This window comes from Sphingomonas sp. ATCC 31555, from assembly GCF_000282895.1.
Taxonomy (GTDB): Bacteria; Pseudomonadota; Alphaproteobacteria; order Sphingomonadales; family Sphingomonadaceae; genus Sphingomonas.
In genome coordinates, this window is record NZ_ALBQ01000023.1 from 1 (window position 1) to 22,290 (window position 22,290).

The window sequence follows — 22,290 nt, forward strand, 5'->3', positions numbered from 1 at the left end:
AGTTCCTGCGGATATGATCCAGATTGATCGGAAAACGCTCTAGCTTGAGGCAAGAGCCGCGACGTAATGCCAATAAATACCGGCTTTCGCCGGAATGACGGACCCATGGCGACTCCAAGCAATCGAAACGAGAGCGCTCCACCCTACCCCCGTGTGACGAACCGCTCGTAATCGCGCGGCGCCATGCGGACTTCGTACACCGCCTGCTCGTCCTCAATATGCTGTCCGATCACGTCGCCATGCTGGTGCAGCCACGCGGCCGCGGCACCGTCGGCGGGATCGAGCCGAAGCGTGTAGCGGCGGTGCCCCTCGGTCAGTCGCCCAGCGACCGCCTCGACCAGCGCATCGACACCCTCCCCGTTCAGCGCCGAGATCACCCGCACCTCGTCAGTCCGGCGCGCAGCCATCGCCAGCGCCTCCTCGCGCTGCTCCTCATCGAGCAGGTCGAGCTTGTTCCACGCTTCGAAGCGCGGGGTCTGCTCGGACACGCCGATTTCCTGGAGCACCTTCTCAACGTCGGCGCGCTGCGCCTCTGTGTCCGGATGTGCGATATCGCGGACGTGGATCAGCAGGTCTGCCGAGACAACCTCTTCCAGCGTCGCCTTGAACGCGGCGACCAGCTGGGTCGGAAGCTCGGAGACGAAACCCACGGTGTCCGACAGGATCGCCTTGTCGATGCCCGGCAGCGATATCTGGCGCAGCGTCGGGTCCAGGGTGGCGAACAGCAGGTTCTCGGCCATCACCTCGGCGCCGGTCAGCCGATTGAACAAGGTCGACTTGCCGGCATTGGTATAGCCAACCAGCGCCACCACCGGCCAAGGCGCGCGCTGGCGTCGGTCGCGGTGAAGGGTGCGGGTGCGGCTGACCTGGTCGAGCTCACGCCGCAGCCGCGCCATGCGGTCGCGGATCAGTCGGCGGTCGGCCTCGATCTGGGTCTCGCCCGGCCCGCCGAGGAAGCCGAAGCCGCCGCGCTGGCGCTCAAGGTGGGTCCAGCTGCGCACCAGCCGGCCCGCCTGGTAATCGAGGTGGGCGAGTTCGACCTGCAGCCGGCCTTCGGCGGTACGGGCGCGCTCGCCGAAGATTTCCAGGATAAGCCCGGTGCGATCGATCACCTTGCAGCCGAGCGCCGTCTCGAGGTTGCGCTGCTGCACCGGCGTCAGCGCCGCATCGAACACCGCAAGCTGGAGCTCGCCGTCGCGCACCGTCTCGGCCAGGGCTTCCACCTGGCCCGAGCCGATCAGCGTACCCGGCTTGGGCTGACGCAGCCGAACGGCGACCCGCTCGACCACGTCGACGCCGATCGCCGCGGCGAGGCCGGCCGTTTCTTCCAGCCGCGCCTCGGCGTCGCGCGAGCTTCCGCCCATGTCCGGATAGACGACGAGCGCGCGTGCGCCCCGCGCGAATTCGTCGGGGTCGCGCTCGAAACCAGTGCTCATGCCGACGTCAATCGTCGTCGCCGCTATTGGTTTCCTCGGCGAGGTTCAGCGGATGCGCGGGCTGGATGGTGGAAACGGCATGTTTGTAGACCAGCTGGGCCATGCCCTCGCGCTGGAGCAGCATGCAGAACAGGTCGAACGCGGCGATCTGCCCTTGCAGCATCACGCCGTTCACCAGGAACATCGTGACGTTTTCCTGCGCCTTGCGCACGGCGTTGAGGAAGATTTCCTGCAACACCGGGTTCTTGTGCTGATACTCGCCCGCGGCCGTGAGCAGCGCGGCCAGGTCCATCGGGCCGGACGGCATGATCGTCGAGATCGCGTGCTTGTAGATCAGCTGCGACTGGCCGTCGCGACGGAGCAGCACCGAAAAATTGTCAAACCAGGTAACGATCCCCTGGAGCTTGACGCCCTTGACGAGGAACATCGTAACCGGCGTCTTCGACCGGCGCAGTGAGTTGAGGAACAGGTCCTGAAGCGAAGTCTGCTTCTCTGCCATATGGTTGGCTCCATTTATTCTTGGCGGGATTTGTCCCGCGGTGCGCCGTTCCCGGCGTCAGGGTCGGCGCCACCCTGGCGCCGGGCTGTAATCTAAGGCGTTCGTCGCACGGCGTCCATAGGGGTGCACTCACTCCTCGCGCGCATCGGTGATGCCGAGCAGCTTGAGCTTTCGGTGCAGCGCCGAGCGCTCCATGCCGATGAAGCTGGCAGTGCGAGAGATATTGCCGGAAAACCGCCGGATCTGAACGCGCAGATATTCCCGCTCGAAGCTCTCACGTGCTTCCTTCAGCGGTGCACCCATGATCGCGCTAGACGCCATGCCGCCGGTCGTTTCGCCCGGTCGGCCAAGCACTTCAGGAGGAAGCAGATCGATGTCGATCCGGCCGATCCGGTCACCCGGCGCCAGGATCACCGTTCGTTCCACCACGTTCCGAAGCTGGCGGACATTGCCCGGCCAGTCATAGCTCTGCAGGGCCACCATTGCGTCGGCGGCGATCTCAGGCGTGGGTACGCGCCGCTCGGCGGCGTAATGCGCGACATAATGCTCCACCAACGCCGGTATGTCCTCGCGGCGATCGGTCAGCGGCGGGATTGGCACGGGCACGACGTTCAGTCGATAATACAGATCTTCGCGAAACCGGCCGGCGCCGATTTCCGACATCAAGTCGCGTGCCGTGGCGGAGACCACGCGGACGTCGACCTTGACGATCCGGGTTCCGCCGACGCGGCTGAAACTCTGGTCGGTTAGCACGCGCAGGATGCGAGCTTGCGTAGCCACCGGCATGTCGGCGATCTCATCGAGGAACAAGGTGCCGCCATGGGCCTGTTCGAGCAGGCCGGGCCGGACAAGATCCCCCGCCTCCTCCACCCCGAACAATTCCTCGTCAACGCGGTCGGGAGTCATGCGTGCCGCGCTCACGATTACGAAGGGCGCATCGGCGCGCTGGCTCCACCCGTGCAGCAGGCGGGCGGCCACTTCCTTGCCCACGCCCGCACCACCGGTGATGAGCACGCGGCTGCCGGTAGAAGCGACGCGTTTAAGCGTCGCACGCACCGCGTTGATCGCGCTGGAGGCGCCGTGAAGATCGGTGCCCCGCCCCGCCACCGCGCGTAGCGACGCCACCTCGCGCCGCAGCCGCTCCGTCTCGGTCGCGCGTGCAACCATCAACAGCAGCCGTTCGGCCTCGAAAGGCTTTTCGATGAAGTCGGCCGCACCCCGCCGGATCGCTGCCACGGCTGTATCCAGATTGCCATGGCCGGAGATCACCAGCACCGGGATCGAAGGGTCGCGCCGCTTGATCTCGTCCAGCAGTTCCAGCCCGTCGAGCCGCGAGCCTTGCAGCCACACGTCGAGCAGCACCAGACTAGGCCGCCGCTCGGCGATGGCCTCGAGTGCGGAGTCGCTGTCGGCGGCGTTGCGAGTGGCGTAGCCCTCGTCCTCCAACACGCCGGCTACCAACTCGCGAATGTCGCGTTCGTCGTCTACGACGAGAATATCCAGGCTCATATTCTGCTTCCGGTTCGGGTGAGCATCGCCGGACGCGAATCCTTCGCATCCTCTGGCGCTTCGGTGAGTGCGACGCCAGCAAGCATCGCGGTATCGAAACACAAGCTGACCAGGGTGCCGCCGCCGGGGCGATCGGCGAAGGCGATCGTGCCGCAATGTTCCTCAACGATCTTCTTGACGATGGCGAGGCCCAGGCCAGTGCCGCGGCTGCGCGTCGTCATATATGGCTCGACGATCCGATCCCGTTCGACCGGCAGGCCCACGCCGTTATCGGCAAGGGTGAGGACAAGCTTGCCATCGGCTTCGGGATGGATGACGAGATGCACTTCGCCCTGCGGCAGATCTGCTCCGGCGCCCGCCGCGTCGTTGCGCGCGTCAATCGCCTCCACCGCATTCTTGACGATATTAGTAAGGGCTTGGCCTATTTGCCGACGATCGCACACAAGCGAAGGCGCCGGATCAGGCGCGTCCAGCGTGAAGCGCATTGCGGGATGCGCCACCTCGTGCAGGAACATCGATTGTCGCGCGATATCGAGCAGCGATTCCCGTCGGAACATCGGCTTCGGCATGCGCGCGAAGGAGGAGAATTCGTCGACCATGCGGCGGAGATCGCCAACCTGGCGGATAATCGTTTCAGTCAACCGTGCGAACACGCCGTCGCTGCTGTCCACCTGCTTGCCATAGCGGCGCTGCAGGCGCTCCGCCGCAAGCTGGATCGGGGTGAGCGGGTTCTTGATCTCGTGCGCGATGCGGCGGGCAACGTCTGCCCAGGCCGCCCGGCGCTGATCGTTCAACTGCTGGGTGATGTCGTCGAAGGTGAGCACCTGCCCGCCTTCGTCGGATGTGACCTTCACCGCCAGCGTCCGGGCCTCGCCCCCGCTCGCGATCTGCACGATGCCCTCGCGTTCGCCGCCGCCGAGCATGGTTTCAAGCTCGGGCGCGAGCGCCGCCAGGGGCTGACCCACCGGATCTTCTGCCTTATGCCGCAGTAGCGCATTGGCCGACGCGTTGATCAGACGCACCCGATGGTCGCCGCCGATTGCAATGACGCCAGCCGATACGCCGGACATCACCGCTTCAATCAACGCGCGGCGGCTGTCGAGCTGGGCATTCGCCGTCACAAGCGCATTGGTCTGTGCGCTCAGACGCTCGGTCATGCTGTTGAACGCGATGCCCAGCGTGGCGACCTCGTCGATACGCTCCGGCGGCGGAACGCGCGCGGTCAGATCGCCGTCTGCCACCTGCCCCGCTGCCTTGACGAGTTGATCAATGGGCCGAACCAACCGATCCGCAACCGCGAGCGCAATCCAGGTCGCGATTCCGACGATCAGCAGCGCGACACCGAACAGCACCGCGTTGAATTGCAGCTGAAGCGCACGCGACCGCGCGATCAGCGCATTATACTCGCTCCTGATGCGATCGGCTGCGACGTTCTGCCGGTTGAGAAACTCGACGTTGGTCGGCGTCGCAACGTACAGGAAGAGATTGGCCGAGCGATCGATCGGTGTAACGACCCATAGCATTTCAGAGTCGAAGTTCGTCGCGCTCTCGCCGTTTTTCATCACCTTCAGCACGTTACGCGACACCCTGCGCGCGAAAACCGGCGCGGATGGTGCTTCAAGGGAATAAATCACGTCGACCTTGTCGCCATCCACGACACGAAATAGCACCGATTGTGACAACCCGCGGTACACGATCTGCCGCAGATACCAATCCTGGAACAGGGGAGACTGCGGCGTGATTTTGGGCCAGCTTTCGATAAGATCGTTGACCATGGTCCGCGCCTCTAGCGTCCATCGACTGGCGACCAGCGTTTTTCCCTCTTCGGAAATCGCCGACGCCGTATCGAGTGCGGCGCGGGCCCGTTGAGATCCCCAGAGCTGGATGCCCGACTGGAACATGATCGAGGCTGCGATAACCGTGAGGACGATCGGCGCACTGGCCATGAGGGTGAACACCGCCACCAACCGGACGTGCAACCGTCCTCCGCCGGCGAGCGCAGAGCGTGCAGTGCGATTGATCGCGATGCGGCGCCCGATCAGTACGATCAGCGCGACATAGGGCAGCAGGTTGACGAGCAGCAGCGTTGCGGCGACGCCCGGACTGAACAGCTGTTGCTTGGAATTTTCCTTAACGAACCAGTAGGTTACAACAGGTGTAGCGAGCGCCAAAGCCAGAACGAGAAACTCGACAAGCCGAACCCATCGGCCGGACCGGGACCAATCCTCATGCGTGTCGAGATTCGTTGGATCTACCGCGTCCATTGCGTCCTTGATACACGCCGATTGTGGCAAAAAGAACACATAAAATCACATGATGTAGCGCGCCCGCATCGATCGCTGGCAGGGGAGCCTCAGTTTCTCAGGCTCCATCCTGCGTTTTTGCGCCCGATCCCAGACCCAACGTGTCCATGCGTTTCCGCAACGTGTTGCGATTGATCCCCAGCGCTCTGGCTGCCCGCAACTGATTGTTGTGATGTCGTGCCAGCATCGTCTCGATCAGCGGCCGTTCCACTTCCCCGATGATTCGGTCGTAAAGGGTGCCGTCGTCGATTGCATGAGGCTCCTCGATGGCAATACGCTCCAGCCGCGCTCGGATCGCCGCTTCGATGCCCGCATCGCGCGCGCTCGGTGCAGCACTGGCCCCTTCGCCCAGAGCCCGACGCAGGGCAGCCGCATCGATCCACTCGTCCCGGGAAAGCGCGGCGAGACGGCGCATGAGGTTTTCAAGCTCACGGACATTGCCCGGCCACTCTAGCGTCTCCAGCAGGGCGACGGCATCCTTGTCGAGCTGCTTGCGTGGCAGCCCGTCCTCGGCGGCACGTTCGAGGAAATGACGTGCTAGCAGCGGGATGTCCTGGCGCCGATCGCGCAGCGCCGGCAGGCTGATTGGCACCACGTTCAGCCGATAGAACAGGTCCTCTCGGAACTGGCCGATCTGCACCAGCTGGGCTAGGTCCTTGTTGGTTGCGGCGACGATCCGCACATCCGCTCGGATGGTTCGTGCGCCGCCGACTGTAGTGAACTCGCCAGATTGCAGCACGCGCAACAGTCGCGTCTGAGCATCCATCGGCATGTCGCCGATCTCGTCGAGGAAAAGCGTGCCGCCAGCCGCCTGCTCAAACTTGCCCGCGACGCGCGCCTGTGCCCCCGTGAAGGCACCGCGCTCATGGCCGAACAGCTCCGCCTCGATCAGTTCGCGCGGGATCGCAGCCATGTTCAGCGCGACAAAGGGCGCGCGTCGACGCGGACCCAGGTCGTGGATGGCCTTGGCCACCAGCTCCTTGCCCGTGCCCGACTCCCCGCTGATGAGCACGGTCAGATCGTTGGAGACGACGCGAGCGATGACCCGATACACCTCCTGCATCGCCGGCGATCGGCCGATCAGCGAGGGGCCGCCATCCTGCTCCACGTCTGGCAGGTCGGCGGGCCGACGGCGCCCACGCGCGATCGCGCTCTGCACCGCCTGGGTCAACACGTCGAGGTCGAAGGGTTTGGGGAGATAATCGAACGCGCCCACCTCTGTCGCGCGGACTGCCGTTGCCAGCGTGTTCTGGGCAGAAAAGACGATTACCGGCAGCGAAGGATGCGCTGCCATAAGCCCTGATACGACGTCCAGCCCATTGCCGTCCGGCAACACGACGTCCGTCACCAGTACATCGGGAATGCCGGTGCCAAGCGCCCGCCGCAGTTCGGCAACGCTAGCTGCGGTCGCGACGCGATGCCCTTCGCGCTTCAGCGCTGCGGCGACAACGGTACGGATCGCCGTATCGTCATCGACGACCAAAACCGAGCCAGGCATCATGCCTTGGCTCGCGGCAAAAGGATGCGGAACACCGTGACCTCCGGTTCGCGTTCGCGGGCATATTGCACGATGCCGCCCATGTCCCGCACCAGTTTTTCGACGAGCGGTAGGCCCAGCCCCTTGCCTTCCGGCTTTCCGGAGACGAACGGCTCAAACAGATGCTCGGCGATATCGGCCGGGGCACCGGGGCCGTTATCCATCACGCAGATTTCGATGGGCAGCGGCCGCCGCGGCTGGCCCGGCCCGACACTTACCGACATCCCATGGCGGAAGGCCGTCGAAAGAATGATCCGCGGCTGGGCGAGATCCGCAAGTGCCTCGGCGGCGTTCTTCAGGAGGTTGAGCAGCACTTGGAGAAAGGCGTCGCGATCGACCAGCACCGGCGGCAAGGAGGGATCGAACCATTCCTCGATCACCATGCCGCGCGCGAAGCCCGCCAACGCGACGCGACGGGCGTGGTCGAGCAGCGGATAAATGTTGGTCGGCACCAGATCGAGCGGGCGTGTGTCGGTGAAATCCTGCATTCGATCGATCAGCGCGGCTATGCGATCAACCTCGGTGGTGATCAGACGGGTGAGTTCGCCATTGCTCTCCGGATCGCCGCCGCTCTGCAGGAGTTGCGCGGCGCCTCGAATGCCCGAAAGCGGATTTTTGATCTCGTGCCCCAGCATCGCCGCCGCCCCGATCGCCGCGCGGGCCCCGGCGGTGCGGTCCAAACCATGCCCCATCTTACGGGCCTGCGGAGCGTGGTGGAGCGTCACGATGCGCCAGCCCGGATGATCGGGCACCTGCGTCTCGAGGAAATCGACGCGAAGGCGGGTGCCACGCACCGCCTCGATCTCTGCATCGAACGCGGCGAAGCCCCGCCCGTCTCGCCGCTCGGCATAATCCTCCGGCGGCAACAGGACCGCGTCATAGGGCTGGCCGACCATGCTGGTTTCGCTGTGATTCAGCAGCACCTCGCATGCGGGATTGGCATGGGCGATGCGACCGTCGGGGTCGAGCACCAGTACCGCCACGGGCAACGCGCCGAACAGCTCGGCGAAGCCCGGCCCTTCGACGGTTTGCGGGCGGAACCGCTTCAGGCCGCCGCGCGGGAAAGCCACGGCTCGTAGAATTCGGCCAGCATGTCGAGGACGCGCACCGCATCAGGCACCTGGTTTACCTTGTTGCGGAACTCGGCTGAACCCGGCAGCCCCTTGGTGTACCAGCCCAGATGCTTGCGCATCATGTTCACGCCAACCTCGCTGCCATAATGTGCAAGAGTTTCGACGTAATGCTCGGTAATGACGCGATATTGCTCTTCAATGGGTGGCTCGGGCCGTTCACCCTTGCCCGTCAGGGCGTCCATCACCTGTCGCAGGATCCAGGGCTTGCCATACGCGCCACGGCCGATCATCACGCCGTCCGCGCCGGATTGAGCCAGCGCCTCGCGCGCATCGCCCACCGAGCAGATGTCACCATTGACGATAACCGGGATCGACACCGCATCCTTCACGCGGCGCACGAAGCTCCAATCGGCGCTCCCGCGGTACATCTGATTGCGGGTACGGCCATGGACCGTCACCAGCTTGGCGCCGAGATCCTGCGCGATACGCGCGAGTTCCGGGGCATTCAAACTATCATGGTCCCAGCCCATCCGCATCTTGACCGTCACAGGCGTACGCACCGCGTCAACACAGGCACGAATGATCGCGCCGGCATGATCCAGGTCGCGCATCAGCGCCGAGCCAGCGTCGCCATTGGTCACCTTGCGAACCGGGCAGCCCATGTTGATGTCAATGATCGCGGCGCCGCGATCTTCGTTCAGCTTGGCCGCCTCTGCCATCTCGTGCGGCGTGCAGCCTACGAGTTGCATGGAAACCGGCTCTTCGATGGGATCCCACGCGGCCTTCTGCACCGATTGCCGAGTCTCTCGGATTGCAGCGGCGCTGGCGATCATCTCGGTGACATTGAGGCCCGAACCGAAGCGCCGCACCGCGCGGCGAAACGGCAGGTCCGTCACGCCGGTCATCGGCGCGAGCAGCACCGGGGCTTCGACCCGCACGGGGCCGATCTGGATGGGGGCGAGTTCGCTCATCAATTCTGCCTGAAAATCAGGCAGGCGATGTAGCGATCTCCGGTGACAAGAGCAAGGCAGGCCTACCCCCGAACCTCAAACTTCGCTAGGCGGCGCGGATGACCGAGTTCAGGACCGCCGCGATCCTCGTCGCCGCCGGCAGCGGCACCCGCGCCGGGGGCAGCGTGCCCAAGCAATATGCGCAACTTGGTGGGCGGCCACTGATTGCCTATGCTCATCAGGCGCTCGCCACCCATCCGAAGATCGATGCCGTGCTGACCGTGATCGGCGCAGGCCAGGAGGCGCTGCTAGGGGCTGCCCTGGGGACAACCCCTTTCGTAACGGGCGGGGCGACGCGGCGCGAGTCGGTAGCGGCGGGGCTGGAGGCTCTGATCGCCGGCGCGTTCACCCATGTGCTCATTCACGACGCCGCTCGCCCGTTCCTGGCGGCGCGCGTCATTGACGATCTGCTCACTAGCTTGGGCAACACGCTGGGCGCGGCTCCTGCCCTGCCCGTAGCCGACACGCTGGTGCGCGGTGACGGCGATCGGATCGGCGAAACTGTTGCCCGCGATAATCTCTATCGCATACAAACGCCTCAGGCGTTCGACTTCCCTGCCATTCTGGAGGCGCACCGCCGCTGGCCAGCCGATCGCGAGGCAACCGACGATGTGCAGATGCTGCGTGCCATCGGTGGGCACGTCGCGCTCGTTCATGGAGACCCAATGCTCGAGAAAATCACGCACCCAGCCGACTTTGCGGCGGCGGAGGCACGACTTGCGTCGGCCATGCGCGTGCGCACCGCCACCGGCTACGACGTTCACCGCCTTGTCCAGGGCGAGGCGTTGTGGCTGGGTGGCGTGCGCATTCCGCATAGCCATGGGCTTTCCGGCCATAGCGACGCTGATGTCGCACTGCATGCGATCACCGATGCCCTGCTTGGAACAATCGGCGCGGGCGATATCGGCATGCACTTCCCGCCCAGTGATCCGCAATGGCGCGGCGCGGCATCGGCCAGGTTTCTGGAGCATGCCGCCACTCTCGTCGCGACGAGGGGCGGCATCGTCGATTTTATAGACCTCACTCTCATCTGCGAGGCACCCAAGATCGGTCCGCACCGGGACGCGATCCGCGCCTCGATCGCGGCGATCCTTGGTCTTGATCCAGAACAAGTGAGCGTGAAGGCGACCACCACCGAAAAGCTGGGCTTCACCGGACGCGGCGAGGGCATGGCCGCGCAGGCGATCGCAACCATCCGCATGCCCGGCACGAACTGACTCGTAACGTCGATCATCCAGTGGCAAGGGGCTGCCGTTATGGACACGATTCTTCCTCCCGAGCTCGTTGACGCCGCGCGCAAAGTGCTCGATGCGAACCGCGCCGCCGGCCGTCGCGTTGCCGTTGCGGAAAGCTGCACCGGCGGCCTCGTTTCCGCGGCGTTGACCGAACTGCCAGGGTCGTCCGACGTTTTCGAAGCCGGCTTCGTCACCTATTCTAACGATGCCAAGATGGACCTGCTGAAAGTGAGCCTGGACGTGCTCGAAACCTTCGGCGCAGTTTCGATCGCCGTCGCCTGGAGCATGGCGCAGGGCGTGCTGGAACGCACCAATGCCGACGTCGCCGTGGCGATCACCGGTATCGCCGGTCCGAACGGCGCTACTGAGAACAAGCCGGTCGGCACCGTCGTGTTCGCCCAGGCGATCCGCGGCGCAGATCCCAAGCACGTCGTCGCCGATGCCCGTCATTTCGAGGATAATGGCCGCGGCGGCATCCGCCTTCAGGCGGCGTTGTGCGCGCTTGACCTGTTGCTGCCGTCTCTCGAAGTGCCGGTCGAGGAACCCGACGCCCCATAAAGCTTCGCTGCGCGCTCCTCGAAGGCACCGATCATCTTCCGAAGCGCGCGGTCGAACACCTGGCCTGCCAGCATCTCGAACACTCGGTTCTTGAACGCGAAGTCGACGCAGAAATCGACATAGCAGCCGCCCTGCCCGTCCGGCCGAAACTTCCAGTCGTTCGACAGGTGCTTGAGCGGCCCATCCACATATTCGACATGGATAGTCTCCGCCCGTGCCTTGGAAACGCGCGACGTGAAGGTCTCGCGCAGCCCCTTGAAGCCGACGATCATGTCGGCCACGACCTGAGTGTCGCTCGACGAACGAACACGCATCGCGCTCACCCAGGGCAGAAACTCGGGATAGCGCGCTACATCCGCCACCAAGTCGAACATCTGTTCCGGCGTGTAGGGAAGGTGCCGGGTCTCGCTATGCTTGGGCATCAGGCCTTGGCACTCGCCTTTGCAAGCTTGGCCTCACGGGCGGCCCGCATCTCGGCGAAATCCTCGCCGGCATGGTAACTGGAGCGCGTGAGCGGCGAGGAAGCGACCTGCAGGAAGCCCTTGGCACGAGCGATAGCGCCATAGGCCTGAAAGGCCTGCGGAGTCACGAACTCCTCGACCTTCGCATGCTTCGGCGTCGGTTGGAGATACTGGCCCATGGTCAGAAAATCGATATCGGCCGAGCGCATGTCGTCCATCACTTGGTGGACCTCCAGGCGCTGCTCGCCCAGGCCCAGCATGATGCCCGACTTGGTGAAGATCGACGGGTCGAGCCGCTTCACCGTCTCCAGCAGCCGCAGCGACGCATAGTAGCGCGCGCCCGGGCGGATCATCGGATAGAGCCGCGGGACCGTCTCGAGATTGTGGTTGTACACGTCCGGCCGCGCGGCGACGATCGCCTCGACGGCGGCTTCGTGCTTATTGCGAAAATCGGGCGTGAGGATTTCGATCGTAGTAGCCGGGCTGGCGCTGCGGATCGCCTCGATCACCTTGACGAACTGGCTGGCGCCGCCGTCGGGCAGGTCGTCGCGATCCACCGAGGTGATCACGATATGCTCCAGGCCCATCTGCACCGCCGCCTCGGCGACGTGCTGGGGCTCCAGCGGATCGACCTTGCGCGGCATGCCGGTCTTGACGTTGCAGAAGCGGCAGGCTCGCGTGCAGACGTCGCCCAAGATCATCACCGTCGCGTGCTTTTTGGTCCAGCACTCGCCGATGTTCGGGCAGGCGGCTTCCTCACACACGGTGGTCAGATTTTTCGAGCGCATCAGCGCACGGGTCTTGGCGAAACCTTCGGACGTGGGCGCCTTGACGCGAATCCAGTCGGGCTTGCGGATGCGTTCGGGCCGCGCCAGCGGAGTCTGCTCGTTCATGGGGGGCAGATAGAGCGCCCGAGCATGTTTCGCCAGCCCCGGAAATTGCGCAGAGCGCGTATTGGGAGCAGAAACGGGTCCGGAACGTTGTCGGGGTCGACAGCTTTACAGGAACGATAGGCGAAACACATGGCTGGATTCGAGGCACTGCTCAGCGGGTATCACCGCTTTCGGACTGACGGCTGGAGCGCTCAGCGTGAGCGTTGGGCTGAGCTTTCTGCAGGCCAGAGCCCGAAAGTAATGGTAATCGCCTGCTCCGACAGTCGAGTCGATCCGGCGCAAATATTCGACACGTCTCCGGGCGAGATTTTTGTGGTGCGCAACGTGGCCAATTTGGTGCCCCCCTTCGAAACCGGTGGAGGCCGGCACGGCGTTTCAGCGGCGCTGGAATTTGCGGTGACACAGCTAGAAGTGCCCGAAATCGTGGTGATGGGTCATGGTGCCTGTGGCGGCGCCCATGCGGCACTTACCGAGCGCTTCGCCGATGCAGATCATGGCGAGGGCGGCTTTATCGCTCACTGGGTCGATATGCTGGACGAAGCGCGGGAGAAGGTCCGCGCGGAATATGGTCAAGGCCCGGAGGCCGTTCGCGCGATGGAGCATGAAACCGTGCGGGTGTCGCTCCGCAATCTGCGAACGTTCCCGTTTGTCAGCGAGCGAGAGGCTGCGGGCAAGCTGACGATCCATGGCGCCTATTTCGCAATCGCTGATGGCCTGTTACACGTGATGGGCGACGACGGCACCTTCGCGGCGGCGTGAGCTTCCAAACTCCTCCCCGATCCGGGGAGGAACTAAGGCTCAGAACTTACCCAGCGTTTCGGTCGCCACCTTCACCACCTGCGGGTCGAGCTCCGGCGGCACCATCGGCACGTGCTTTTCGAGCTGCTCGGCAATCGCGGTCAGCGCCGCAATCCGCGCGGTCTTCTTGTTGTTCCCGTCGATCACTGTCCATCGTGCGTGCGGCGTGTCCGTCTCGCGAAACATCGCGTGCATCGCGTCGAGATAGTCGGCCCGGCGCGCGCGATTGCGGAAATCGTCCATCCCGATCTTCCACCGCTTCCAAGGATGGGTCAGACGGTCGCGAAGGCGCTTGTCCTGGGTCTTTTGCGTGACGTGCAGGAATATCTTGATCAACGTGGCGCCGTTATTGACCTGTTGCGCTTCGAAATCGTTGATCTCGGCATAGCTGCGGCGCCACTCCGCCTCGCTCGCATAGCCTTCGACCCGTTCGACCAGAACGCGGCCGTACCAAGTGCGATCGAACACCGCGATATTGTGCTGTGCCGGCAGCCGCTGCCAAAATCTCCAGAGGAAATGGTGCGACAGCTCCTCCTGCGTAGGCGCAGAAATCGGCCAGACCTCATAGTAGCGCGGGTCCCATTCGGCGGTGAGGCGCTTGATCACCCCGCCCTTCCCCGCCGCGTCCCAGCCCTCGAACGCAACGATCGCGCGGCGCTTGTGGATGATGTGGGCGGTCTGGATGTGGCTCAGCCGCTTCTGGAGCTTGGCGAGTTCGGCTTCGTAATCGCCGTCGAAATCGTCGCCGGCCTCATAGTCGGAAAGATCGATCGTCATGGGAGCCCATAACGCGGCGGAGCGATCAAGGCTGCATCGACGCGATGGGCGAGCGGGCGCCCGGCTTCAAAATCGGCGATGCTGGCCAGCGTCGTCTCGGCGATCGCCGACAGCGCCTCTTCGGTGAGGAAGGCCTGGTGGCCGGTGACCAGCACGTTGGGGAAGGTGAGCAGCCGCTGGAACTTGTCATCGGCGATGATCTCGTTCGACAGGTCCTCGAAAAACAGGTCGGCCTCCTGCTCGTACACGTCGAGTGCGACGGCGCGGACCTTGCGCGCCTTGAGCCCGTCGATCAGCGCGCCGGTATCGATCAGCGCCCCGCGGCTGGTGTTGACGATCACCAGCCCGTCCCGCGCCTCGGTGATCACCTGCGCGTTGATCAGCCGGTGGGTATCGGGCGTGAGCGGACAGTGTAGCGTGACGATCTCGGCGGTACGCAGCAGCTCGTCGCGCGGCACGTAGCGAACGCCCATCGCCTCCAGCTCGGGATCGGTGTGGAGATCGCTCGCCAGCACGGTGCAGCCGAAGCCTGCCCGCAGCGCCCGCGCGACCAGCGCGCCGATTTTGCCGGTGCCGACCACGCCGACGGTGCGCCCATGCAGGTTGCGCCCGATAAGCCCGTCGAGCGCGAAATTGTTTTCCCGGACGCGCGACCAGGCCCGGGGGATCTGCCGGTCAACCGCCAGCAGCAGCCCGACGGTGAACTCCGCCACCGCATGCGGCGAATAGGCGGGCACCCGCACCACCGTGATGCCCAACCGCTCCGCCGCCGCAAGATCTACATTGTTGAAGCCCGCGCAGCGCAGGGCCACCAGCCGGACGCCGACCTTCGCCAGGGCTTCCAGAACGCTCGCATCCACGCCGTCATTGACGAAGACGCAGACCGCCGCGTGCCCCGCCGCCAGTGTGGCGGTCAGCGCATCAAGGCGGGGTTCGAGAAAGGTCAGGTCATGGCCGAAACGTGCGTTCGCCTCGACGAGGAAGCGGCGGTCATAGGCCTTGGTGTTGAACACCGCGACGCGCATGACCGCCGGCCTCCGCTCAATTGGCCTTGGGGCCGTCGACGCCCGGCGCCAGCCGGATGTGCAGTTCCTTCAGCTGCTTGTCGCTCACCGCGGACGGCGCGTGCATCATCAGGTCCTCGGCTTTCTGCGTCATCGGGAAGGCGATCACCTCGCGGATGTTCGGCTCGTCGGCGAGCAGCATCACGATGCGGTCTACACCCGGGGCCGAGCCGCCGTGCGGTGGGGCTCCGAACTTGAACGCGTTGATCATGCCCGCGAAGTTCGTGTCGACATCGGCCTGCGTATAGCCCGCGATCTCGAACGCCTTGTACATGATCTCCGGCTTGTGGTTCCGGATCGCGCCCGAGGACAGCTCGATGCCGTTGCAGACGATGTCGTACTGATAGGCGAGGATGTCGAGCGGATCCTTGGTTTCCAGCGCCTCCAGCTCGCCCTGCGGCATCGAGAAGGGGTTGTGGCTGAAATCGACCTTCTTGGCGTCCTCGTCATATTCGAACATTGGGAAGTCGACGATCCAGCAGAACTCGAAGCGCTTCTTGTCGATCAGCTCGAGCTGCTCGGCGGCCCGGGTGCGGGCGAGCCCGGCGAGCTTGGCGGCCTGCGCTTCCTTGCCCGCGGCGAAGAAGATGCCGTCGTTCGGACCCAGGCCCATCGCCTCGGCAATCGCCTTCATGCCGTCCTGGCCATGGTTGTTGGCGATCGGGCCGCCGAACACGCCGTCCTTCTGCGTCGCATAGCCGAGGCCGGGGAAGCCTTCCGACTGCGCCCAGCTGTTCATGTCGTCGAAGAACTTGCGGCTCTTCTCGTGGGTGCCGGGTGCCGGGATCGCGCGGACGACGTCGCCGCCCTCGACGATCGAGGCGAAGCGGCCGAAGCCCGAGCCCTTGAAGAAGTCCGACACGTCGGTGATCACCAGCGGGTTGCGCAGGTCCGGCTTGTCGTTGCCGTATTTGAGCATCGATTCGCGATACGGGATGCGCTTGAACGGCAGCGCGCTGACGCTGCGGCCCATGCCCTCCCAGTCGGCGAATTCCTCGAACACGCCGTGCAGCACCGGCTCGATCGCGGCGAACACGTCATCCTGGGTGACGAAGCTCATCTCGAAGTCGAGCTGGTAGAATTCGCCCGGCGAACGATCGGCGCGGGCGTCCTCGTCCCGGAAGCAGGGCGCGATCTGGAAATAGCGGTCGAAACCGGCGACCATCAGCAGCTGCTTGAACATCTGCGGCGCCTGCGGGAGCGCGTAGAACTTGCCCGGATGGACGCGGCTGGGGACGAGATAGTCGCGCGCGCCTTCGGGGCTCGACGCGGTGAGGATCGGCGTCTGGAACTCGGTGAAGCCCTGGTCGATCATCCGGCGGCGGAGCGACGCGATCACGTTCGAGCGCAGCAGGATGTTCTTGTGGACCTTCTCGCGGCGCAGATCGAGATAGCGGTTCCGCAGGCGGATCTCTTCCGGATACTCCTGCTCGCCGAACACCGGCATCGGCAGGTCGGCTGCGGCCGACTGGACGGTCACTTCCGCCGCGCGGACTTCGATCTCGCCGGTCGGCAGGTTCGGGTTCACCACGCTGGCATCGCGCGCAACGACCGTGCCGGTGACGGTGATCACCGATTCGGAGCGCAGCGACTCGATCGCCTCGAACGCCGGGCCGCTGGCGTCGGTGACGATCTGGGTGATGCCGTAATGGTCGCGCAGGTCGACGAAGACCAGGTCGCCATGGTCGCGCTTGCGGTGCACCCAGCCCGACAGGCGGACGGTTTGCCCCACGTCCGCGGAGCGGAGCTGGGCGCAGGTGTGCGTGCGATAGGCGTGCATGATGCGGTTCTTCTCACCTTGGCGTCTTCCCGCCACGCTTGGCGGTGCCGGAACGGGCCGGCGCGACGATATTGAAACACTATGACCGCGCGCATTCCGGTCACACCCCACTTTTGTCAACCCGAAGACCGGTATATGGGCGTCAGATGCACATTCATGGTCTGATCGAAGACAGCGTCACCCTCGCCGATCTCTGCAAACGCCTCGCGAAGTCCGACTTCATCACGGTCGACACCGAGTTCATGCGCGAAAACAGCTATTGGCCCGAGCTCTGCCTGATCCAGGTGGCGAACGACAAGGAGGCCGCGGCGATCGATCCCAAGGCCCCGGACCTCGACATGGGGCCGCTGCTCGACCTGCTGACCGACAATGAGGACGTGCTCAAGGTGTTCCACGCCGGCGGCCAGGACATCGAAATCGTCTACAACCTCACCGGGAAGACGCCGCACCCGATGTTCGACACCCAGGTCGCCGCGATGGCGCTCGGCCAGGGCGAGCAGATCGGCTACTCCAACCTCGTCGACACCTATCTCGGCATCGTCGTCGACAAGGGCGCCCGCTTCACCGACTGGGCGCGCCGCCCGCTCGACAAGCGCCAGATCGACTATGCCATCGCCGACGTGACGCACCTCTCCAAGATCTTCCCCAAGATGCTGGAAAAGCTGCGCAAGTCCGGTCGCGGCGTGTGGCTGGACCAGGAGATGGAACGGATCTCCGACCCCGAAAACTATCGCAACGATCCCGACCAGGTGTGGCAACGCGTCCGCATCAACAGCCGCAAGCCCGAGGTGCTCGGCCGTCTCAAGGCGCTGGCCCGCTGGCGCGAGTTGGAGGCGCAAGGCAAGGACCTGCCGCGCGGCCGCATCGTCAAGGACGAGACGCTGGCCGATATCGCCGCCAACCCGCCGCGCAAGCAGGCCGATCTTGCCAAGGTGCGCGGCCTCTCCGCCGCTTGGGCAGGCAACGACATCGGCGGGCGGATGATGGCCGCGATTGCCGAGTCTAAGCCCCTGCCGGCCAGCGAAATGCCCGGCCGCGAGGAGCGCAAGCCTGCACTTGGCAAGGACGGTGCGCTGGTCGCCGATCTTCTGAAGCTGCTGCTCAAGATTCGTGCCAAGGAGGTCAATGTCGCTCCCCGGCTTCTCGCCCGTTCGGAGGATCTGGAAGCGCTCGCCGCAGGGGTTCGCAAGGATCTGCCGATCCTGGAGGGATGGCGCTACGAACAGTTCGGCCGCGACGCACTCGCGCTGGTTGAAGGTCAGCTGGCGTTTGCGGTGCGCAACGGCAAGCTCAAGATGAGCCGGACGGAGGAGCCCGCATGATCCGTACCCTCGCCCTTCTCGCTCTTGGCGCCGCTACGGTCGGCTGTGCGCCCAAAAAGGTCGAACCCCTGCCGCCCGGCGTGGAATGCGATGCCAATCGCGTGCTGTACCTGAAGGGCAAACCGCGCGCGGCAATCGATGCCGGCGAAGCGCTGCGCCATTCGGGAGCCAAGGTAATCCGCTGGATCGAACCGGGTTCGGCTGTGACGATGGACTTCCGCGTCGATCGGTTGAACCTGCATGTCGACAAAGTCGGTACGGTGACCGACGCGCGCTGCGGCTGAAGCGGGTTCAGCCCCGCTTCACCAGCGTTACCTGGAGCACGTCGATGCCGCCGCCGCGAAAACCACCTTCGCAATACATCAGGTAATAGCGCCATAGCCGCACGAAGCGATCGTCGAACTGCGCCGGCAATAGGCCGGCCGAAGCCGCCGCATCGAAACTCTCGCGCCAGCGGCGCAGCGTTTCGGCATAATCCAGTCCGAAGCGATGGACATCGCGCCACTCCAGGCCCTTCGCTTCGGCCAACGCCCGAAACTCGCTCTCGCGCAGCAGCATGCCGCCTGGAAAGACATAGGTCTGAATAAAATCGACGTTGCGCGCATAACCCTCGTAGAGCGCGTCGTCGAAGGTAATGACCTGCAGCGCAGCGCGGCCGCCCGGCCTCAGCGCACGCGCGATCGCCGCAGCATAGTCGGGCCAATATTCCCGCCCCACCGCCTCCGCCATTTCGATACTCGCCACGGCGTCATACTGCCCGGCGACGTCGCGATAATCGGTAAGGCTGAAGCGCGCGCCTTCCATGCCGGCAGTGCGGGCCTCGGCCCAGGCCTTTTGCTCGGTCGACAGTGTGATGCCGTGCACCTTCCGTCCCTGCCGCAGCGCCCGCTCGGCGAACGAACCCCAGCCGCAGCCGATTTCGAGGATCGTGTCGCCCGGCGCGGTCGCAGTGCGGTCGAGGATTGCCTGCAGCTTGGTATCCTGCGCCGCCTCCAGCGCTTCGTCGGCATCGGCAAAGATCGCGCTTGAGTAGCTCATCCCCGGATCGAGCCAGCGCGTATAGAAGTCGTTCCCGAGGTCGTAATGGAACGCGATGTTCTTGCGCGATCCATCACGATGGTTGCGCCGCATCCAGTGCATCGCCCGGCGCGGTAGTAGCGAAAGCCCACGCGAGCGGGACCTGGCCGCCAGACCGGCGCGATTGCGGCTGAACAGCGCGAACAACTGCACCGGATCCGGGCTCGACCACTCGCCCTTCTCCCACGCCTCGTACCAGCCTGAAGAGCCACCCGTCGCCAGCCGTACCAACGCCCGCCAGCTGTGTAGCGTCACCACCGCTGCCGGACCCGCGGCACTGCCGCCCAGCAGCCGCGCCTGCCCGTCGGGCGTGAACACCTCCAGACTGCCCTCGGCGATGCCGCGGTCCAGTCGATCGAGTTGGCGATGAAAGAAAGGGCCAAAAAGAGCTAGCGGCCCGTAGCCGCGCGACGCGACTCGTTCCCGATGCTGCACCGGAGCGTTCATGCCGCGTTACATGCACGCTTGAACGTGCGGAGCAAGCCCTCAGCGGATTGCGCGCCCCGCGGCCAGTGCCCGTTCGCGAGCATCGGGATGGCTGATCCGCTTACGAGGATAGCCGGGCGGGCGACAGCCCGCCGCCTCCGGATCGTGGATCGCCGCATCTGGCAGCTTGGCAAGCTCGGGTACCCATTTGCGGATATAGCCCGCAGCATCGAATTTTTCGGACTGGGCGAGCGGCGCCATCACCCGGCTCCATTGGCTGGAATCGATGCCCGAGCCGGAGATCCATTGCCAATTCACCGCGTTGTTGCCGTAATCGGCATCGACCAGCGTGTCCCAGAACCAGCGCTCGCCCTCGCGCCAGTCGATCAGCAGATGCTTGATCAGGAAGCTTGCGGCGATCATCCGAACCCGATTGTGCATCCAGCCGCTCGTCCAGAGCTGGCGCATGCCGGCGTCGACGATGGGATAGCCGGTCTGCCCCCGCTGCCAGGCGCGTAGATCGGCGTGCGCCTCCGCGCCGCTCCGCCAATCTAAGGCATCGAAGGACGGGCGGCCGTTCTTGGCGGCATAATCCGGATATTGGCAGATCAGGTTCTGGGCGAAGTCGCGCCAGCCCAGCTCACGCAGATATTCCTCCACCTGTCCGCCCGTATTCTCCAGCGCGTGCCACACCTGCGTCGGCGAAACCTCACCGAAGTGGAGATGGGGGGAAAGGCGCGAGCTCCCCTCGATGGAGGGCAGGTTACGGGTATCGTCATAGCGCGCGGCATGCCGGCGGAAGTGTTGGAGACGTTTGCGCGCTCCCGCTTCACCGGGTTCCCACTCCTCCCGGAGTCCGGTCGCCCAGTCAGGCGCGGTGGGAAGCAAGCGCCAATCCTCGAGTCGATCGCTTCCCGGCCATTTTCCGGGTGCCGGTATCCGATGTGGTACGTGCAACGGCTCGGCCGGCGGCAGGCGTTCGCGCAGCGCCCGCCAGAATGGCGTGAAGATCTTGTAGGGCTTGCCCGCACCCGTGGTGACCGCACCCGGCGGAAGCAGATAGTTGCCATCATGGCAACAGAGCGTCAGCCGCTTGGCGACGGCCCGCTCGGCATTGCGCCACCATGGCTCGTAATGCCGGATGCAATGGACGGTGGTCGCGCCGGTCTCCTCGGCAAGGCGGCCAAGTTGCTCGTCGCTGCTGCCTCGGCGGAGGATCAGCCGCGAGCCTTTCTCGCGTAGCGAATTGTCCAATGAGACCAGGCTATGGTGCAGCCACCAGCGCGAGGCCCCGCCCATTGCGCGATGCTTCGCACTTTCATCGTCTAGCACATAAACCGGGATTACTGGGCCTGCCTCTATCGCGGCGACGAGCGCGGGCTGATCGGCAAGACGGAGATCGCGGCGGAACCATAGAAGAACGGGTGCGGTCATGCGCCCACAAACGCGCAAGGCGGACGGGTGGCGACCTGTCCGCTGGAACAGGGGGCGACGGACCTTATCCGCCCGCGCGGGCGTTACGCTGCCGTCATCAATCGAGGGTTTCCCATGGCATTTCAATCGGCGGCGATGGTCGTCAACACCAAATCCCGCCATGGCCGTGACTGGTTCGATCGTGCCTGCGCCCGTTTTCACGATCAGGACATGCCTGTCGACGCGCATGCGGTGGACGACCCCAGCCAGCTGGAGGCGACGCTCGACGCAGCGCTTGCGAAGAACCCGGAAATGGTGATCCTCGGCGGTGGCGACGGCACGATCAGCGGTCTTGTTGATCGCCTGGTCGGCAAGGGCGTGACGCTGGGCGTTTTGCCGCTGGGCACCGCCAACAGCTTCGCCCGCTCGCTGGGTATCCCGCTCGACGTTGATGGCGCCGTCGACGCGATCCTTGCCGGACAGCCGAAGCGGATCGATCTCGGCATGGTCGATGACGATTATTTCGCCAGCACCGCCGCGATCGGGCTTTCGCCGCAGATCGCGGAAACCGTGCCGCACAACGCCAAGCGCTGGTTTGGCCGCATGGGCTATCTCAGCTGGGCAGCGATCCAGTTTCTGAAGTTCAAGCCCTTCACCGTCATCGTCGGCGAAGGCAAGGAGGCGGAGCGGATGCGCGCGGTGGAGGTAAGAATCTCCAACGGCCCATTCCATGGCGGCACCGAACTGGTTGACGAGGCCGGCGTGGCCTCCGGCGAGATCGTCGTCCAGGTCGTCAAAGGCCACGTAAAGTCGCGTCTGGTGCGCAACTGGGCAGCCTCTGTTCTGCGGCTGGATGCCCGCAAGGAGGATACGATCACCTTCCGCGGCAAGGCGCTTCGGGTGGCGACCGAGCCGGTGCTGCCGATTTCGATCGACGGCGAGGTGCTCGCCAAGACACCGGTGACGGCGAAGGTGGCGCCGGCGGTCATTGATGTGATGGTGCCCGTGGCAGTGGGAGCGAAGTAGCTAAATACGAGCCACCCTCACTCCCATCGCCGGCGCGATGCCCCCTCTCATGTCGAAAAGGAAGAGGCCTGCCGCCAAAGGCGGTGGGAAAGG

Annotated in this window: 20 protein-coding genes; 6 read left to right on the forward strand and 14 right to left on the reverse strand. The window is 64.8% G+C overall.

Annotated elements, in window-relative coordinates; translation table 11 throughout:
• Positions 1–143: 143 nt before the first annotated feature.
• The 7 genes from hflX to dusB all read right to left on the reverse strand — a co-directional run bounded on the left by hflX (position 144) and on the right by dusB (position 9,328).
• Positions 144–1,436: a GTPase HflX gene (gene hflX, locus B215_RS0112160; protein WP_019369923.1), complete on the reverse strand. Its 1,293-nt coding sequence runs from the start codon at positions 1,434–1,436 to the stop codon at positions 144–146.
• Between the two features lie 7 nt (positions 1,437–1,443).
• Positions 1,444–1,953 (reverse strand): RNA chaperone Hfq, encoded by a 510-nt coding sequence (hfq, locus tag B215_RS0112165; RefSeq protein ID WP_269083849.1) that lies wholly within the window; start codon positions 1,951–1,953, stop codon positions 1,444–1,446.
• A gap of 111 nt (positions 1,954–2,064) precedes the next feature.
• Positions 2,065–3,444 (reverse strand): nitrogen assimilation response regulator NtrX, encoded by a 1,380-nt coding sequence (ntrX, locus tag B215_RS0112170; protein WP_019369925.1) that lies wholly within the window; start codon positions 3,442–3,444, stop codon positions 2,065–2,067.
• Positions 3,441–5,708 carry a sensor histidine kinase NtrY-like gene (locus B215_RS0112175; RefSeq protein ID WP_019369926.1) on the reverse strand — a complete coding sequence of 756 codons (2,268 nt, stop codon included), beginning with the start codon at positions 5,706–5,708 and terminating at the stop codon, positions 3,441–3,443. Before B215_RS0112175 ends, ntrX begins: the two co-directional genes overlap by 4 nt.
• Before the next feature lie 97 nt (positions 5,709–5,805).
• Positions 5,806–7,248, reverse strand: coding sequence for a nitrogen regulation protein NR(I) (gene ntrC / locus B215_RS0112180; protein WP_019369927.1), 1,443 nt, complete (start codon positions 7,246–7,248; stop codon positions 5,806–5,808).
• Entirely contained in the window at positions 7,245–8,354 is a 1,110-nt protein-coding gene (locus B215_RS0112185; protein WP_019369928.1) for a two-component system sensor histidine kinase NtrB, read from the reverse strand. Before B215_RS0112185 ends, ntrC begins: the two co-directional genes overlap by 4 nt.
• A complete protein-coding gene (dusB, locus tag B215_RS0112190; protein ID WP_019369929.1) occupies positions 8,330–9,328 on the reverse strand; it encodes a tRNA dihydrouridine synthase DusB in 999 nt (332 codons plus the stop codon). The genes B215_RS0112185 and dusB overlap by 25 nt, the downstream gene beginning before the upstream one ends.
• A gap of 98 nt (positions 9,329–9,426) precedes the next feature.
• On the opposite strand from dusB, the gene B215_RS0112195 reads away from it, so the two are divergent.
• On the forward strand, positions 9,427–10,584 hold the full coding sequence (locus B215_RS0112195) for a bifunctional 2-C-methyl-D-erythritol 4-phosphate cytidylyltransferase/2-C-methyl-D-erythritol 2,4-cyclodiphosphate synthase (protein WP_019369930.1): 1,158 nt from the start codon (positions 9,427–9,429) through the stop codon (positions 10,582–10,584).
• A gap of 39 nt (positions 10,585–10,623) precedes the next feature.
• Complete coding sequence (locus B215_RS20055) at positions 10,624–11,160, forward strand: CinA family protein (protein WP_019369931.1); 537 nt, start codon at positions 10,624–10,626, stop codon at positions 11,158–11,160.
• On the opposite strand, the gene B215_RS0112205 is transcribed toward B215_RS20055, so the two are convergent.
• Together B215_RS0112205 and lipA are read right to left on the reverse strand one after the other, a co-directional pair.
• Positions 11,085–11,582, reverse strand: coding sequence for a type II toxin-antitoxin system RatA family toxin (locus B215_RS0112205; RefSeq protein WP_019369932.1), 498 nt, complete (start codon positions 11,580–11,582; stop codon positions 11,085–11,087). The two genes, B215_RS20055 and B215_RS0112205, sit on opposite strands and share 76 nt — an antisense overlap.
• Positions 11,582–12,514 (reverse strand): lipoyl synthase, encoded by a 933-nt coding sequence (gene lipA, locus B215_RS0112210; RefSeq protein ID WP_019369933.1) that lies wholly within the window; start codon positions 12,512–12,514, stop codon positions 11,582–11,584. The genes B215_RS0112205 and lipA overlap by 1 nt, the downstream gene beginning before the upstream one ends.
• A 129-nt stretch (positions 12,515–12,643) precedes the next feature.
• On the opposite strand from lipA, the gene B215_RS0112215 reads away from it, so the two are divergent.
• Positions 12,644–13,273, forward strand: coding sequence for a carbonic anhydrase (locus tag B215_RS0112215; protein WP_026009203.1), 630 nt, complete (start codon positions 12,644–12,646; stop codon positions 13,271–13,273).
• A 39-nt stretch (positions 13,274–13,312) separates the two neighbouring features.
• Here the strand turns inward: B215_RS0112215 and B215_RS0112220 are convergent, their stop codons facing one another.
• From B215_RS0112220 to aspS, 3 genes are read right to left on the reverse strand one after another with little or no spacing between them, the layout of a single operon-like run.
• On the reverse strand, positions 13,313–14,089 hold the full coding sequence (locus B215_RS0112220) for a polyphosphate kinase 2 family protein (protein ID WP_019369935.1): 777 nt from the start codon (positions 14,087–14,089) through the stop codon (positions 13,313–13,315).
• Positions 14,086–15,114, reverse strand: a complete 1,029-nt coding sequence (locus B215_RS0112225) for a 2-hydroxyacid dehydrogenase (RefSeq protein ID WP_019369936.1) — start codon at positions 15,112–15,114, stop codon at positions 14,086–14,088. Before B215_RS0112225 ends, B215_RS0112220 begins: the two co-directional genes overlap by 4 nt.
• Positions 15,115–15,130: 16 nt before the next feature.
• The gene (gene aspS / locus B215_RS0112230) at positions 15,131–16,933 is read right to left on the reverse strand and encodes an aspartate--tRNA ligase (RefSeq protein ID WP_019369937.1); all 1,803 of its coding nucleotides are present in this window, start codon (positions 16,931–16,933) and stop codon (positions 15,131–15,133) included.
• Between the two features lie 146 nt (positions 16,934–17,079).
• On the opposite strand from aspS, the gene rnd reads away from it, so the two are divergent.
• Complete coding sequence (rnd, locus tag B215_RS0112235) at positions 17,080–18,255, forward strand: ribonuclease D (RefSeq protein WP_019369938.1); 1,176 nt, start codon at positions 17,080–17,082, stop codon at positions 18,253–18,255.
• A complete protein-coding gene (locus B215_RS0112240; protein WP_019369939.1) occupies positions 18,252–18,539 on the forward strand; it encodes an I78 family peptidase inhibitor in 288 nt (95 codons plus the stop codon). Before rnd ends, B215_RS0112240 begins: the two co-directional genes overlap by 4 nt.
• Positions 18,540–18,546: 7 nt before the next feature.
• Here the strand turns inward: B215_RS0112240 and B215_RS0112245 are convergent, their stop codons facing one another.
• Complete coding sequence (locus tag B215_RS0112245; RefSeq protein ID WP_019369940.1) at positions 18,547–19,779, reverse strand: SAM-dependent methyltransferase; 1,233 nt, start codon at positions 19,777–19,779, stop codon at positions 18,547–18,549.
• A 39-nt stretch (positions 19,780–19,818) separates the two neighbouring features.
• Positions 19,819–21,192 (reverse strand): cryptochrome/photolyase family protein, encoded by a 1,374-nt coding sequence (locus tag B215_RS0112250; RefSeq protein ID WP_019369941.1) that lies wholly within the window; start codon positions 21,190–21,192, stop codon positions 19,819–19,821.
• A 114-nt stretch (positions 21,193–21,306) separates the two neighbouring features.
• Here B215_RS0112250 and B215_RS0112255 point away from each other — a divergent pair, with 114 nt between their 5' ends.
• Positions 21,307–22,197 (forward strand): diacylglycerol/lipid kinase family protein, encoded by an 891-nt coding sequence (locus B215_RS0112255; protein WP_019369942.1) that lies wholly within the window; start codon positions 21,307–21,309, stop codon positions 22,195–22,197.
• The last annotated feature ends 93 nt before the right edge of the window (positions 22,198–22,290 follow it).